The following is a 14528-nucleotide window of genomic DNA, read 5'->3' as shown; positions in this document are numbered from 1 at the left end:
ATCAAGCATGTCTTTGAGGGGTTCTAAAGTGGCCCCTACCTTGTACATGACGGTATGGCACTGGGGTTCTAGGTCGGCTGTATAACAAAGATGAAAAACGCATATTGGCATCCTCTTGTGGCTAGGTTTGTGTAGCGCACGATATAAAGATCGTTTACTTAATCTAGTGATGAAAGAAGGATGCCAACTTTTTTATTTTATTGTTAACTCGTCATTCAAGGCCTCAATTTTGCTTACTTTTGCATCTCTAAATGACGGAGAGCTTGTATTTCATCTCCCCATATCTCAGGTTCAATTGTTTCTAAAATCAAAGGCATAGAATCAAATCGGCTATCTTGAGCTATATATTCAAAACAATCCCAGCCAATTTTCCCTTTACCTAAAGAATGATGACGATCGACATGACTATCAAAATCCACTTTTGAATCATTTAGATGCATCGCTCTTAAATAGTGCATACCAACGACACTATCAAACTCAGCAAACGTTTTTTCACATGCTTCTTTCGTACGCAGATCATACCCAGCAGTAAAAGTGTGGCAGGTATCAAGGCAAACCCCTACCCGTTCTTTATCCTCCACTTGAGCAATTATTTCAGCAAGGTGTTCAAACCGCCAACCTAGGTTAGTTCCCTGCCCTGCTGTATTCTCAATAACAGCCACAACATCTGGCACAGCTTGGTGGGCAAGATTAATCGACTCTGCAATTGCCGTTAAGCACGCCTGTTCTGAGATCTGTTTCAAATGGCTCCCAGGATGAAAATTGAGCAAATGTAAACCAAGTTGCTGGCACCTTTCCATCTCATCGATAAATGCGGCACGCGACTTTTCTAACTTCTCTGGCTCTGGTGCGCCAAGATTAATCAGATAGGAATCGTGAGGAAGTATTTTTTCCGGTCCAAAACCTAATTCGAGACAGTTTTTTTTAAACTGATTAATACTCTCTTCTGTTAGGGGTTTAGCCACCCATTGCCTTTGATTTTTAGTAAACAGGGCAAACGCATTTGCACCAATCTCTTTCGCTCTAATTGGTGCATTCTCTACTCCACCCGCAGCAGATACATGCGCACCAATAAATTTTTTACTCACCATTAGAACTCTTTCTTTCATTTGTTAGTTTTTAACGACGTTATAGTAATAAGGGGAACAATACAAACACTCAGATTGTTAATTTAATTAAGCAATGCAGTTAGCAGTATGATACGGAAATGTAGTCAATTTACTACAATGCGTAAGTGATAAAATTATCATATAGAACAGCATTTTACGGGAAAACACTGAAACTAAAGGGTTCTTGACCTACATCAATAAAATTAGCACAAAAAAAACAAGGTTTTTAGTTGTATTTTGACCTAAATCAATATTATTATGGCTGCAACAAGTTATCGAAATATGCTAATTAATTTAATCACGTAAGTGAACTAGGAGAAGTTTATGATCCAAGGTATTCAAATCACTAAAGCAGCAAACGATGAGCTACTAAACTCTATCTGGCTACTAGACTCAGAAAAAAACGAAGCTCGTTGCATAGCAGCTGTTTCTGGCTTTGAAGCTGATCAAGTTGTTTCAGCCTCATCTTTGGGTCAATTCGAGAGCCGTGAAGTTGCAGTAGAGACAACACCACTTGTTGAAGGTGGCCAACACCTTAACGTTAATGTTCTTAAGCGTGAAACGCTAGAAGATGCTATCAAGAATCCTGAGAAGTACCCTCAGCTAACGATTCGTGTATCTGGTTACGCTGTACGCTTTAACTCGCTGACGCCAGAGCAGCAAGCAGACGTTGTTGCGCGTACTTTTACAGAAACTATGTAAACATCGTCGCTATAAACCGATAAAGAAGCCGCAGGATAATCAAATATGTCCTGTGGTTTTTTTGAATTAACTAATTATCCTACATGCATTATATCTCACGCTTTTCCCCTTAATTGAGAATTTAAGAAAGTAACCTTGCAACCGAACGCTCCCTCATTTATCACCTCATCGTAAAATGACCAAGCTTATCTATTTGACAATATTGCCGTAAGTGACGGTTGGTTACATTCAACGGATGAATAGACTGACTGGTGACAAAAGTTGATACTCTCGCACCGACGTAATTTGGTTCAACCTGTATTAGGGCTATAAATTGTAGATTTTTTGATTCTTGCTAGGTTGGTCAGCCTTCTACCTTGTCACCGCAAGATAAAATCGATAGGCTCCCACTAAGTTATTAGCCTAATACCAAACACGGAGCTCTATGTCATCCGCCTTACATTATCAATTAGGCCTCTCTCCGGAAATTATTTTCACTCCAGAACAACATCTTCTGGTTGTCGGTGGAGAAATTTGTCATCTCGAACCTCTACAGTCACGTATGCTCACCTTTTTTATTCAACATCAAGGTGAAGTTCTAAATACCAAAGATATTGCCTCTCAAGTCTGGGAGCGTAGCCAAGTGTCCGATAATTTGGTCAGGCAAGTTATCAGTATTTTAAGATCGCAACTACGAGACAAAAGCAGACCTTATTCCATTATTAAAACCATTCCTAAGCAAGGGTACCTGTTTGATATAGACGTTATTGCCTTACCATCAATATCTAAACCGGAACAAAATAACCTCTCTAATAATGAGGCGACTAACCCTGGACTGGAATCCGACAAGAAGAAAGAAAAAACACCTTATCGTCATAAAATGGCGGCAGTATTGATGCTTTCCCTAGCCATTACACTTGCTGGTTTGGCTCTATATTGGCAAGATCTTCAGCCTAATGTTAATCAACCTTCAGTCATGGGTAATCAAATTATTCCCGTTGTATTTCATGATATTGTCTTGGATAAAAATCAGGATTTCACTGTCGCACGAAGTGTGTACGAATACATTTTCTTTGGCTTGAACTCATCGAAGAATATCGTCGGATATCGTTATTCTCAATTAACACCAGAAGCCATTGAACAGATTAAATCTGAAGGCATTGAGCTGAAAAGTTGGATTAAACAGACAGATTCTGGTTATGTAATAAAGATGTCGTTGGAAAATCATAGAAATCCAGAATCTAGTTTGCAACTCGAACAACGTTTTACTATCGACAATTTTTTCTCACCTATTGGTGATCTTATTTTAGATGTTAAAACGCGTGTCGTGCCGGTTGAATCTAGTTATAACGTTGCCAGTCATAGAATTACGTCCATTCAAAATTATGACGACTGGCGGGTCATCGCCAAAGGCATTTCTTTGTTCTATCAAGGAAAAGGTTTTCAAGAATTGGATGGCATTGAGAAAGAGCTTGTTGAGCTACGAGCACAAGGCAGAGAATACTATTTACTCGACTCTCTCGGTTCGTATATATCGTCTATGCGGTATTTAAATCAAGGCCAACTAGAAGACAAACATCGCGCTTTGACTCAGGCAAATCAGGCGTTTGAAAAGAACCCTCGTTGTAACATCGCCAATACGACATTAGGGTTAGCTCTGCTTCTAAACGATCGAAGTGAACAAGCCTATCCTTACCTATTTTATGCATCTGAAAACTCCCCTAGCCCACTGAGTTATTACCTTTTAAGTATTGCAGATCAACAATCTAATAACCCGAGAGGGGCGGAATATAACTATCAGCGATTTTCTGCGTTAAACAAGAGTGATACAGGTCAACTATTTGGTCTTAATGAGTATTTACAAAAACCAAACCTTTTTGATAAGACTAAATCTGAACATTAAACTTCATGGCTCACCGATCTAGGTAGTAGAGGCTCCCCCTTTACTACTGAACTAACCGAATAGCCGTTCATCACTATATCAATTATTTGATTTTTGTTTGCTTTACTCTCTGATTGTCTTGCATCAGCTTTAACACTTTCCTCATACCCCACAATCTCGTCATCGAATCATTCATATTCATTATTAAAGCAACATAAGCATCGAGGAATTTATATGAACACGTTGGTTTACGTATTTATGACCATGGTTGTCTGGTGGCTAATACGCTCACCAGAAAAAGAGGGCCGATCTATCCGCTGGTTTGTTATTTCATTATTGACACTAGTACTTTATATCGTCGCATACATTTGGAAACACCCATATTTATATGGACCACTATAAGGAGAGCGCTAAGATGATTAATATCAATGAAAAGAATTTCTACAACATCATTGCCATTGCAACCCTTATATTAGGCTTTGGTGTCTTCGTTGCAACGTTCTACGAACAACTGTGGCTAGGGGATATGCCGTGTGCCAGTTGTCTAATTACTCGGCAGTTAATCTTGTTGGTTATGATGGCTGCCTGCTTTGTATTGAGGTATGGTCCACGATCACAGTTTGTTGGTTTCATTCTGATTATTGCTGCCATAGATATTTACATGAGTATGCGCCATTCAACCTTCCATTGGTTTGAGTTCGAAGGCACAGAAGGTCGTTTCATGGGGGTTCACATGTATCTTTGGGGCTATTTCTTGCAAACTGGTGTTGTCGCCATGGTTGGTCTTCTCATGTGCGTGATGCCTAAAGTCTTTGATTTTTGCAAAACCATACCAGCGAATGGCCGAGTTTTAAATAATCTACAAAAGTTCACATTTTGGGCGGTATTGTTCCTTATCATAGGGAACTTGGTACTCTCATTTGCCTTAGTCGGCCCTCCACCTCTAAAAGCACCTTATCCTGCGACATACTGGAGTTGGATTGAGAACGGCTGGAACTGGTAATATCACGATATAATAATGCCTTAGCGAAAAGGCGCTACATTAGCGCCTTTTTTTATCTCTTTTTTATGCTCTAATTTAACGATATTTTACTCCCTACAATTGTTTCCCAGCCCAATGCTCTGTAGGCTATAACTCCTTATCTACCTCAGAAGCGAATCAACACATGAGAGCGCCTACCCGAGTAAGCATTCTAATTATGCTAGGCATACTATTCTTAGCGCTCAATCTAAGAGGTCCATTTACAAGTCTGGCCCCTGTGCTCGCGCAGATAATGCATGATCTTGACCTAGCCTCATCCGCTGCTGGCTTCCTCACCGCATTACCTTTGCTCACTTTTGCCCTGTTTTCCCCAATGGTTACCCATTTGTCTCGCAAACTGGGCTTAGAACCTAGCTTGTTGCTTGCGCTATTGCTCATTTCATTTGGTATTGGTCTACGGTCATGGGGGTTCATTTCAACATTGTACTTGGGCACCATTCTCATCGGTATCGGCATTGCCATAGGGAATGTACTTTTGCCTGTGGTCGTAAAAATCAACTATCCGACACGCATCGCGGTCGTCACCTCTATTTATATATTCACGATGGGAATTGGCTCAACACTAAGCTCTAGCCTAATGGTGCCTCTATCTGAGCTTACTTTTTTTGGTTCAACTGGGTGGCAGCTTGCTCTCTTTATGAACGTATTATTTCCTATCCTCGCTCTCACCATCTGGTTTCCAAAAATCAGAAAAAAAACGTCGGAAGTGAAAAACCAACATACTGTCGACAGTTCGACCTCAATACGCAGTTTGCTAAAAAGCAGTGTCGCATGGCAAGTTACATTGGCCTTAGGTCTAAACTCATTCACCTTTTACTCTTTAGCAGGTTGGCTGCCAAAAATATTAAACGACCTTGGTTACAGTGAGATTGATGCCGGCTATATCTACGGATTTTTGCAGTTCTCGACAATGGTCCCTGGGTTACTGTTACTTCCAGTGCTAGGCAGAAAGAACAACCAGCGATGGCTTATTACTGTATGTGCCTTTAGTGTGTTTATCGCTTTAATTGGCTTACTTTACCTTCCCGATTTAGCCATATTTTGGGTTGGACTGTTTGGCCTTACGAATTGCTCTACGTTTATCATTGCTTTGTCATTTATTGGCTTGCGAACCGAAAATGCCAGCCAAGCCGCAGCGCTCTCTGGCATGTCCCAAGGCATTGGCTATGCTCTAGCAGCAACGGGCCCAACGATTGTTGGTCAGATCCACGCTAAAAGCGATTCATGGACCATTCCTTTACTGCTTATCGCTGCTGTAGCATTAATTTGTACCTGCTTTGCCGCCCTAGCCGCAAGAGATAAAAAGGTGCTGCGTTAGCGTATTGATAAAGCAGTTGCTTTAGGTAAATATCATTACTTCGACAATACTTTCGTATATTGCAGGGAGAGTAGATAAACCGATACGGCAAATACATTAAGATGGCGTAGACAAAAAGTTCGCGGAATTCTTTATGAAGATGATGCCCTAGTAAAAACGAATCCTCTTTGTACGTAATTTATTAACAGTATGCCTAACCCACACACCATTAGGAGTGGATTTATGAGCAACGTTACTATAGTAAATCAATGATATTCCGAAAACCCTACCAAGCGACAGGCTCTCAACTTACTGACAACACCTTAATAACAAGAAAAAATAATTACCTTTTAGATAACATTGTACAAAGAGACGCAAGAAAACTAGGGCTAAAACACAATATCGTTAATATCTTCTCTTTATCTTTACTGCTCTCATCTGCCACTTTGGCATTTATTCCTCAAGTTGACTCCATTATTTTTGTTCTCATTTTTGTTATTAGTTTATTATTTTTTAGTCAATACAAGCTGCGAGCGATGGTTAGCTCCGCAGAAGGAAATGGAGTCAGTCTTACTCACAATCGATCTTCACAGAAATTTTTGGTGATAAAATCCATTCAATTACAGTTAGTCCATCAGCTTAAAACACACAAAGAAAAACTTTAATAGTCATGCTGATTACAAACTTACTTAATTTGGTATAGGCATAAAAAAGCGGGTGACTCTATTGAATCACCCGCTTTAAGTAAGTCTTAACACTCAGTATCAACGGTTGTAGGCAGTTGATGCCTAACTACACGTTTTTATAAGAATGACTTCTGAACCTTTCTCAACACCACTTTCAGCGCTTCAAAATCAGCATCCAGCTCTTCCGATAGGTTTTCCATCACAGCATGCTTGGCAAGCGGTGCGGGTACCTCAATATCGGTTCCTAGAATATCGTCCACAACTTCTTTGAACTTAGCAGGATGAGCGGTACATAAGAATAAGCCTGTTTCGCCGTCTTGGAGCTGTTCATTTAAGCTTCGGTAAGCGATAGCACCATGTGGTTCACATAGGTAACCAAGATCGTTCAGCTCTTTTACCGATTCTGCGCTCTGCTCGTCCGTTACCACACCTTTGCCTAATGTATCTAAGCCCCAGCCTTTAATACGGCATAGCTCTTCAATGCGGGGCCAGTTATTTGGCTGGCTAACATCCATGGCGTTAGACGTGGTGGCAATCGTTGGTTTTGGATCCCACTTCCCTGTTTCTAGATAACGAGGAACGGTATCATTCACGTTAGTCGTGGCGATGAAACGTTTAACTGGTAAACCCAGTGCTTTCGCTAGCAGGCCTGCTGTTAGGTTGCCGAAGTTACCACTTGGAACGGAGATAACGAGGTTCTCACGCTCTGCTTTGCTCATTTGAGCGGCCGCTTCAAAGTAATAGCAGATCTGAGCCATTAAGCGGCTAATGTTGATTGAGTTAGCCGAATTTAGGCCAATCTCTTCACGCAGCGCTTGGTCATCAAATGCTTGTTTAACCAAGGACTGACACGCATCGAAATCACTGTTGATTGAAACCGTGTGAATATTTTTACCTAAAGTACAGAAAAGCTGCTCTTGTAGGCGGCTGATCTTTCCTTTTGGATAAAGGATCACAACATTAATATCTTCCATTCCATAGAAGGCATGGGCTACAGCAGCGCCAGTATCGCCAGATGTTGCGGTCAGGATAGTAATTTTGCCACCATCCGTTACGGCAACAAGTGACTGAGCCATAAAGCGGCCACCGAAGTCTTTAAACGCCAAGGTTGGTCCGTGGAATAGCTCAAGCGCATAAATGCCGTCTTTAACACTTTTGATTGGTGCCGGAAATTGAAAAGCATTTCCAACGAGTTCAAGCACCTGTTCTGTACTCAGTTCGTCACCAATAAGTGCGGATAAAATCTTACCACTGCGGGAGATAAAGTCTTCTGCTAGCAGTGCATCCACATCATCAAACTTTGGCAGTTCAGATGGGAAAAATAGACCTTGATTGCGGCCTAACCCTTGGCGTACAGCTTGCCCAAAGGATACTTGTTCGTCATTTTCTTTGATGTTATACAGCTTCATAGCTCACTTCCTGTCACGCTCGAACCCTGTTTATCTAAACGACAAACGTGAACGAATCCTTCTTCATTTTGGATATAATTTTGTTCTAACCAGCGAGCAACTCGCTCAGCGACATCTTTTTCTTTGCAAATACTAAATAGTGTCGGGCCTGACCCCGAAATTCCAGTCGCGAGTGCACCTGCAGACATTGCATATTTACGCGCATCAGCAAAACCCGGTAATAGTTTCTCACGATATGGTTCTGCGATCACGTCTTTGATCATCTTAGCTGCGAGTTCAGGTTGCCCAGAATGACAAGCATGTATAAACCCAGCCAAATGACGACCGTGAGCAATGACATCTTGACGGCGGTATTGCGATGGTAATATCTCACGCGCGTCTGCGGTAGACACGGTGATACCTGGATAGGCCATAACCCAATACCATTCATCAAAACAGGGCACTTCTTGACTGATCATGCCGAGCTCTTCTAGCATCAATTGCAAACCACCTAGGTAACACGGCGCGACGTTATCGTAATGGATGCCACCAGAGATTTTGCCTTCCATCTCTCCCATTAGAGCAAGTAGTTCTGTTTCATTCAACGGCTGACCGTGGAAACGATTGAGTGCATCCAGAGCAGCAGTGATAGAGCAAGCACTCGAACCTAACCCGGAACCAATAGGCATATTCTTCTCAAGAGTCATCTCTAGAGGCTTAAGTACAATCTCTTTCTTATCTAATTCACGAGCAAAAACTACCCAACAATCGTAAACAATGTTCTCTTTAGGATTGGTAGGTAATTTTGCAACAAAACGACCTGATGTTTTTAACTCAAACGGAGAATCACCCGCTTTCACCAACACACGGTCACCAAGAAGCGTACCATCAATAGGAGAGACTGCTGCCCCTAACACATCAAAACCAACGCTTACATTACCGATAGAAGCAGGCGCATAAACGACAACAGCCATATCACTTGAATTCATCCGTTATACTCCTAGTTTCCAGCCTAAGGTACGCATTACATCCGCAAATACGCCCGCTGCGGTGACTTCAGCACCAGCACCGTAACCACGCAGCACGAGTGGAATGGGTTGATAATAACGGCTATAAAATGCCAGAGCATTCTCTCCATCTTTCACTTTATTCATTGGATCATTTCCATCAACAGCAACAATTCGTACTCGACATTTACCGTCATCGATTTCACCGACATAACGAAGTACCTTGTCTTCTTGTGCCGCTTTCTCGACTAAATCAGCGAAATAAGCATCCGCTTCTGGTAAACGAGCCATAAAGTCATCCACAGAACCGGTGTCATCAAAACCCGGTGGCAACGCTTGTTCAACAACAACATCGTCTAGTTCTAGCTCCATCCCTGCTTCACGAGCAAGGATAAGCAGTTTTCTAGCGACATCCATACCCGATAGATCATCTCGCGGATCAGGCTCTGTAAAACCATTCTCTTTTGCAATGTTGGTTGCTTGACTAAGTGTCAAACCTTCGTCCAATTTACCAAAGATAAAGGACAGGGAACCGGACAAAATACCATTGAACTTGTCTAACTCATCACCCGCAGAGATCAAATTTTGAAGGTTTTCAATAACAGGAAGACCTGCACCCACCGTTGTTTCATACAATAACTTACGACGAGAACTACGAGCGACCTGACGCAACTGATGATAATACGCCATGCTTGCTGTATTCGCTTTTTTGTTCGGAGTAACGACGTGGAATCCAGCGGCTAGAAAATCAGCATACTGCTCTGCTATTCCTTCGCTAGACGTACAGTCCACCAACACAGGGTTAATAATATGATTTCGTTGTACCGTAGAGATAAGCGCAGCTAATGAGAACTCCTCAGAAACATGCTCCATACGATCACGCCAGTCACCTAAAGGCAATCCTTTCGCATCAAGTAAAACACCTTTGCTGTTTGCAAGGCCACAGACGCGAATAACAATACCCTTTTGCGCCAATTTTGCTTGTTGACGTTGTACTTGATCGACCAGTTCAGCACCCACACCACCCACACCAACGATAAATAGATCGAGGAAATGCTTAGAGTTGAAGAAGTTCTCGTGACAAGCTTTGATAGATTCAGACACTTTGTTTTCAGGAATCACGGCAGAGATAGCTCTCTCAGATGAGCCCTGTGCAATAGCAACGATATTTACGTTCACTTCTGCAAGTGATGAGAAAAACTGCGATGCGACGCCTTTCGATGTACGCATACCATCACCAACTAAGGTAACAATCGCGACATCGTCAATAAATTCGACTGGTTCTAATAGGCTATCTTTTAGTTCAAGTTCAAAGGCATCATGCAGAGCCTGTTCAGCTCGTTGCTTATCGACGGCTTCAATACAGAAACTAATGCTGTATTCCGACGAAGATTGAGTAATCAATACAATAGAAACACCTGATGAGGACATCGCACCAAATACACGACTCGCCATTCCTACCATGCCCTTCATTCCTGGGCCTGATACATTTACCATGGTCAGTTTGTTTAGCGTTGTAATACCTTTAATTGCAAGGTTATCTTCGCCAGTGTCTTGGCCAATTAGTGTACCCGCACCTTGAGGGTTAAAGCTATTTTTGATTAAGCAAGGAATATGGAACTGAGCGATAGGGGCAATGGTTTTAGGGTGAAGTACCGATGCACCAAAATAAGACAGTTCCATGGCTTCTTGGTAACTAAGCGATTTAAGCAACCTCGCATCGTCAACTAAACGTGGATCGCAATTGTAAACACCGTCAACATCTGTCCAGATTTCACAACAATCCGCTCTCAAACAAGCAGCAAGAACAGCAGCAGAGTAATCAGAACCATTACGGCCAAGGGTGACAAGTTCACCTTTTTTATTGCCCGCAGTAAAACCAGGCATGATATTCACGTGACCAACAGGCAGTGGTTCTTTTTTGAAGTTTAACGTTGAAACTTCAACATCAACCATCGCTTCAAGGTGATCACCTTTAGCAAACAGAAATTTGACAGGATCGATAAGGCTTGCCGCTTGACCTTTCGCTTCCAATACCGCCTGCATCAGTTTAATCGAGATCCTCTCTCCTTTACTGATGATTCGAGCGTTCGCGTTATTTGGGCACATGCCTAGCAACGCAATACCATGGACGAACTGGCGTAGTTGCAACATAGATACATTTACTTGCTCATCAAATGCTGCATTGTCTACATTCGGCAATATCGCTTTTATTTCTGTAAATAGTTGAGCAAAAGAGTTCTCTAACTCTGCAATTTGCAGATCGGCGTCACCGTTTCGAAGTGCGCCTTCAATAACAGCAACCAATTTATTTGTTGTTTTCCCTGGTGCGGATAAAACCACCGCTACCTCTTCTTGTTGAGCATTGTTCGCAATAATGTCTGCCGCTCTTAAAAAACGGTCAGCATCTGCTAACGATGATCCACCAAACTTGAGAACTCGCATCCCTACCTCCAGTATGTTTAAAACTTGTATAAAAAAAGGCCTGTATCTTCTTGGATACAGGCCTTTTTTTGAAATTTCTTTCGTTTAGCAGCCTGCCCCAACATTGGTAATGTCGGTAATAATGGTTATGGTCATTATTGTGTGGCGTACTGTATGCATAATTATGTATTTACATTCGTGTTTTGTGTTTGCTTACCCATACATTTACCGATTTTCACTCATAGAGTCAATTTAAAGTTCAATTTTTTTTCGCTCAGCCTCTTATTTCCGACAAAAAACCATTTTTGAGACTCACTTATTAACTGATTGTTTTTCAAACAAATAGCATGGAATATCAATCTCTAAATAACCAAAACAACTATATAAAGAACAAAATGGAAGGATCCCCTTTTCTGATTTTGTGTTTTAATTAAAGTTACTGATAATCAAAGTCAGAACAAAAATCGAACCATCATAATAACAATAACAATCAGCAGGGAGGCGAAAATGAAGACAACACTATTCATATGTGTCGGCCTTTCTATTTTTTCGGCTCACACCCTTGCCGTTACGTTACCAAATCTCCCAACTCAAAATGAAGGTTCACCTCATAAACTGTTTTTGTCTAGTCAAACTGAATCCAATAATGAATTTGATTCTTGGAAGATAGATAGCGGCTATGCTTATTCGTTGTTTGACTCTGTCGATCTTTATGTAGGGGCACGTTTAGACAACTCTTCCGAGCAACATAGTGAAAATGGTTTTCTAAGTGGGGTCAGTTATACCTTTAATGAAAGACTGTCGCTTAAAAGTACAATTCATACTACAAAAGAGTTTCTTGAAGATGGGACTGAAGAAAGTACAGTGTCCGCCGAAGTCACCAGCCTAATGAAAATATCAGATAATGTAGACCTGCATGCCACTTTCGATTACGAACAGTGGCAGCAAGGTGTTGAAGTGGGTTTAGGTTTTCGCTTTTAGAGTTCGAGCAATTTATTTGACAACAATGTGCCATTCCAATCTGCGTAAACATAATCGCCTGGGTGAACCATCTGACGGTTCATGGTTAGGCATACATTTACCTCACCAGCGCCTTTCTTTTCCGTTTTAAATGGACATGCTGCTAAGGCTTTAATACCGATGTCGAGTTCCGACATAACCGCAACATCTCGTATTGCACCATTAACAATGACTCCCTCCCAACCATTCTCAATAGCTAAGATAGCAAGTTGATCACCTAATAGTGCTTTCTTAAGGGAACCATTCCCATCGACAAAAAGAACTTTACCTTTTCCATCTTGTTCCAAAACTTCTCTCACTTTAGAGTTGTCATGGAAGCAGCGTACGGTGACCACTTGACCAAAGAAAGCATAGCGCTGACCAAAGTTTTGTAGTGGCAGGTCAAGCAATGTTACTTGATCCTCGTACTTGTCACATATATCTGGAAGTATATCGTTCATTTTTCCTCCTTGATTTACACAGTCTCTCGAAACACAGATCAACTGTGATTGATTTTAAATTCTGTTTTACTTATTCATTGCTAATGAATATCTGCTATTAATATTTTTGTAAGACGATCTTCTGAGAGAAACCACGTATCATCTCGAGAAGTTGTTTTCTAAGCAGGATATGAAATAGAGCTGATCATTTTCCACGAGCTATATGGCATTATGGTGAACAGTATTTCGAGCTCTATCATGAATTCTGAGGCATTTTTACAGCACAAATTTCTTCGAACCATGCTCTTTTTAAATCACCATCCAACATTTTGCAATAACTAAAATCACTCAAAACTCTCTTGATTACCTCATTTACCCTATCAATTTCATCTTTTAACCCTACACAGATGTACGGATTTCATGCGGTATTAATGGAAAACTGAGGCAGATTTAACTCGCTGTTAATAAAGAAATAAACATCCTTATAAATACTCTGCAATTTTGAATTTTTACCCACGCTTGCTTCCTTGACATAAAACTCAATAAATAGAGCAAATGTTATGTTATATCTATTGATGTAAATCAACAAAGTGAAAAGAATTAACAAACTGTTATTGTTGCGATACGTTTAAGATAATAAAATCCATCGCAAATATAGCAAAAATGTAAACAAGCATACTCGATTATATGTTTACCTCTAAAAATAGGTTATTTCCAGGGACTGGCGTACCTAGTTAAAGTGTTTTTTAACGGTTTTTGTTACAAGTTGTCGCAAAGATTTTACCCATATGTTACTTTTTGCTTAGAATTATTTAAAATATACACAAAATCTTTACAATTTAGGTGTCGCCAATGCAAACCCCGCAAATACTCATTGTTGAAGATGAGCAAGTTACTCGTAACACGCTAAAAAGTATTTTTGAAGCTGAAGGATATACCGTATTCGAAGCAAGTGATGGTGAAGAAATGCATCATGTACTTGCTGATAACCAAGTTAATTTGGTTATCATGGATATCAATCTCCCTGGCAAGAATGGACTACTTTTAGCTCGTGAACTTAGAGAGCAGGCAAATGTTGCTCTTATGTTTTTAACTGGTCGTGATAATGAAGTTGATAAGATCTTGGGCTTAGAAATAGGTGCCGATGACTACATCACCAAACCATTCAACCCACGTGAACTTACTATTAGAGCACGCAACCTCCTGACTCGCTCAATGAACGATAATACCGTCTCTGAAGAGAAAAGAAGTGTTGAAAAGTACGAATTTAATGGCTGGATATTAGATATAAATAGCCGTTCTTTAGTCAGCCCATTGGGTGACGGCTATAAGCTACCTCGTTCAGAGTTTAGAGCACTGCTTCATTTTTGTGAGAATCCAGGAAAAATCCAGACTCGAGCGGATCTTCTCAAGAAGATGACTGGACGCGAACTTAAGCCACATGACCGTACGGTTGATGTCACTATTCGTCGTATCCGTAAGCATTTTGAATCAATCACAGATACACCAGAAATCATCGCTACGATCCATGGTGAAGGGTATCGCTTTTGTGGTGATTTAGAAGAGTAACAAA

General features: G+C 41.0%; 12 protein-coding genes and 1 other annotated feature. Of the genes, 7 read left to right on the top strand and 5 right to left on the bottom strand.

The genetic code is table 11. From position 1 onward, the window contains the following. Window positions 1–233: 233 nt before the first annotated feature. Window positions 234–1091, bottom strand: coding sequence for a deoxyribonuclease IV (nfo, locus tag IUZ65_RS02430; RefSeq protein WP_195702216.1), 858 nt, complete (start codon window positions 1089–1091; stop codon window positions 234–236). A 342-nt stretch (window positions 1092–1433) separates the two neighbouring features. Here nfo and grcA point away from each other — a divergent pair, with 342 nt between their 5' ends. From grcA to IUZ65_RS02405, 5 genes are all read left to right on the top strand, one after another. Next, a complete protein-coding gene (gene grcA, locus IUZ65_RS02425) occupies window positions 1434–1811 on the top strand; it encodes an autonomous glycyl radical cofactor GrcA (RefSeq protein WP_195702215.1) in 378 nt (125 codons plus the stop codon). A 424-nt stretch (window positions 1812–2235) separates the two neighbouring features. Then, on the top strand, window positions 2236–3693 hold the full coding sequence (locus tag IUZ65_RS02420) for a winged helix-turn-helix domain-containing protein (RefSeq protein ID WP_195702214.1): 1458 nt from the start codon (window positions 2236–2238) through the stop codon (window positions 3691–3693). A gap of 394 nt (window positions 3694–4087) precedes the next feature. Continuing rightward, complete coding sequence (locus tag IUZ65_RS02415) at window positions 4088–4675, top strand: disulfide bond formation protein B (protein ID WP_195702213.1); 588 nt, start codon at window positions 4088–4090, stop codon at window positions 4673–4675. Between the two features lie 163 nt (window positions 4676–4838). Beyond that, window positions 4839–6032 (top strand): MFS transporter, encoded by a 1194-nt coding sequence (locus IUZ65_RS02410; RefSeq protein WP_195702212.1) that lies wholly within the window; start codon window positions 4839–4841, stop codon window positions 6030–6032. A gap of 248 nt (window positions 6033–6280) precedes the next feature. Then, entirely contained in the window at window positions 6281–6676 is a 396-nt protein-coding gene (locus IUZ65_RS02405) for a hypothetical protein (RefSeq protein ID WP_195702211.1), read from the top strand. A gap of 137 nt (window positions 6677–6813) precedes the next feature. Here the strand turns inward: IUZ65_RS02405 and thrC are convergent, their stop codons facing one another. From thrC to thrA, 3 genes are read right to left on the bottom strand one after another with little or no spacing between them, the layout of a single operon-like run. Further along, a complete protein-coding gene (gene thrC / locus IUZ65_RS02400; protein WP_195702210.1) occupies window positions 6814–8106 on the bottom strand; it encodes a threonine synthase in 1293 nt (430 codons plus the stop codon). Then, window positions 8103–9059, bottom strand: a complete 957-nt coding sequence (gene thrB / locus IUZ65_RS02395) for a homoserine kinase (RefSeq protein WP_195704974.1) — start codon at window positions 9057–9059, stop codon at window positions 8103–8105. The genes thrC and thrB overlap by 4 nt, the downstream gene beginning before the upstream one ends. 18 nt (window positions 9060–9077) lie before the next feature. Further along, window positions 9078–11537 (bottom strand): bifunctional aspartate kinase/homoserine dehydrogenase I, encoded by a 2460-nt coding sequence (gene thrA / locus IUZ65_RS02390; RefSeq protein WP_195702209.1) that lies wholly within the window; start codon window positions 11535–11537, stop codon window positions 9078–9080. A gap of 29 nt (window positions 11538–11566) precedes the next feature. Continuing rightward, window positions 11567–11683, bottom strand: a sequence feature (Thr leader region). A gap of 340 nt (window positions 11684–12023) precedes the next feature. Between thrA and IUZ65_RS02385 the strand changes: the two genes are divergently transcribed. Further along, on the top strand, window positions 12024–12497 hold the full coding sequence (locus IUZ65_RS02385) for a ribonuclease regulator (protein WP_195702208.1): 474 nt from the start codon (window positions 12024–12026) through the stop codon (window positions 12495–12497). On the opposite strand, the gene IUZ65_RS02380 is transcribed toward IUZ65_RS02385, so the two are convergent. Beyond that, window positions 12494–12976 (bottom strand): putative 4-hydroxy-4-methyl-2-oxoglutarate aldolase, encoded by a 483-nt coding sequence (locus IUZ65_RS02380; RefSeq protein ID WP_195702207.1) that lies wholly within the window; start codon window positions 12974–12976, stop codon window positions 12494–12496. The genes IUZ65_RS02385 and IUZ65_RS02380 overlap by 4 nt on opposite strands. An 831-nt stretch (window positions 12977–13807) precedes the next feature. On the opposite strand from IUZ65_RS02380, the gene arcA reads away from it, so the two are divergent. Continuing rightward, on the top strand, window positions 13808–14524 hold the full coding sequence (gene arcA / locus IUZ65_RS02375; protein WP_195702206.1) for a two-component system response regulator ArcA: 717 nt from the start codon (window positions 13808–13810) through the stop codon (window positions 14522–14524). The last annotated feature ends 4 nt before the right edge of the window (window positions 14525–14528 follow it).

Origin of the sequence: Vibrio sp. VB16, assembly GCF_015594925.2 — a bacterium.
In the GTDB taxonomy this organism is placed as follows: domain Bacteria; phylum Pseudomonadota; class Gammaproteobacteria; order Enterobacterales; family Vibrionaceae; genus Vibrio.
This window is presented reverse-complemented; position numbering and strand designations above follow the sequence as displayed.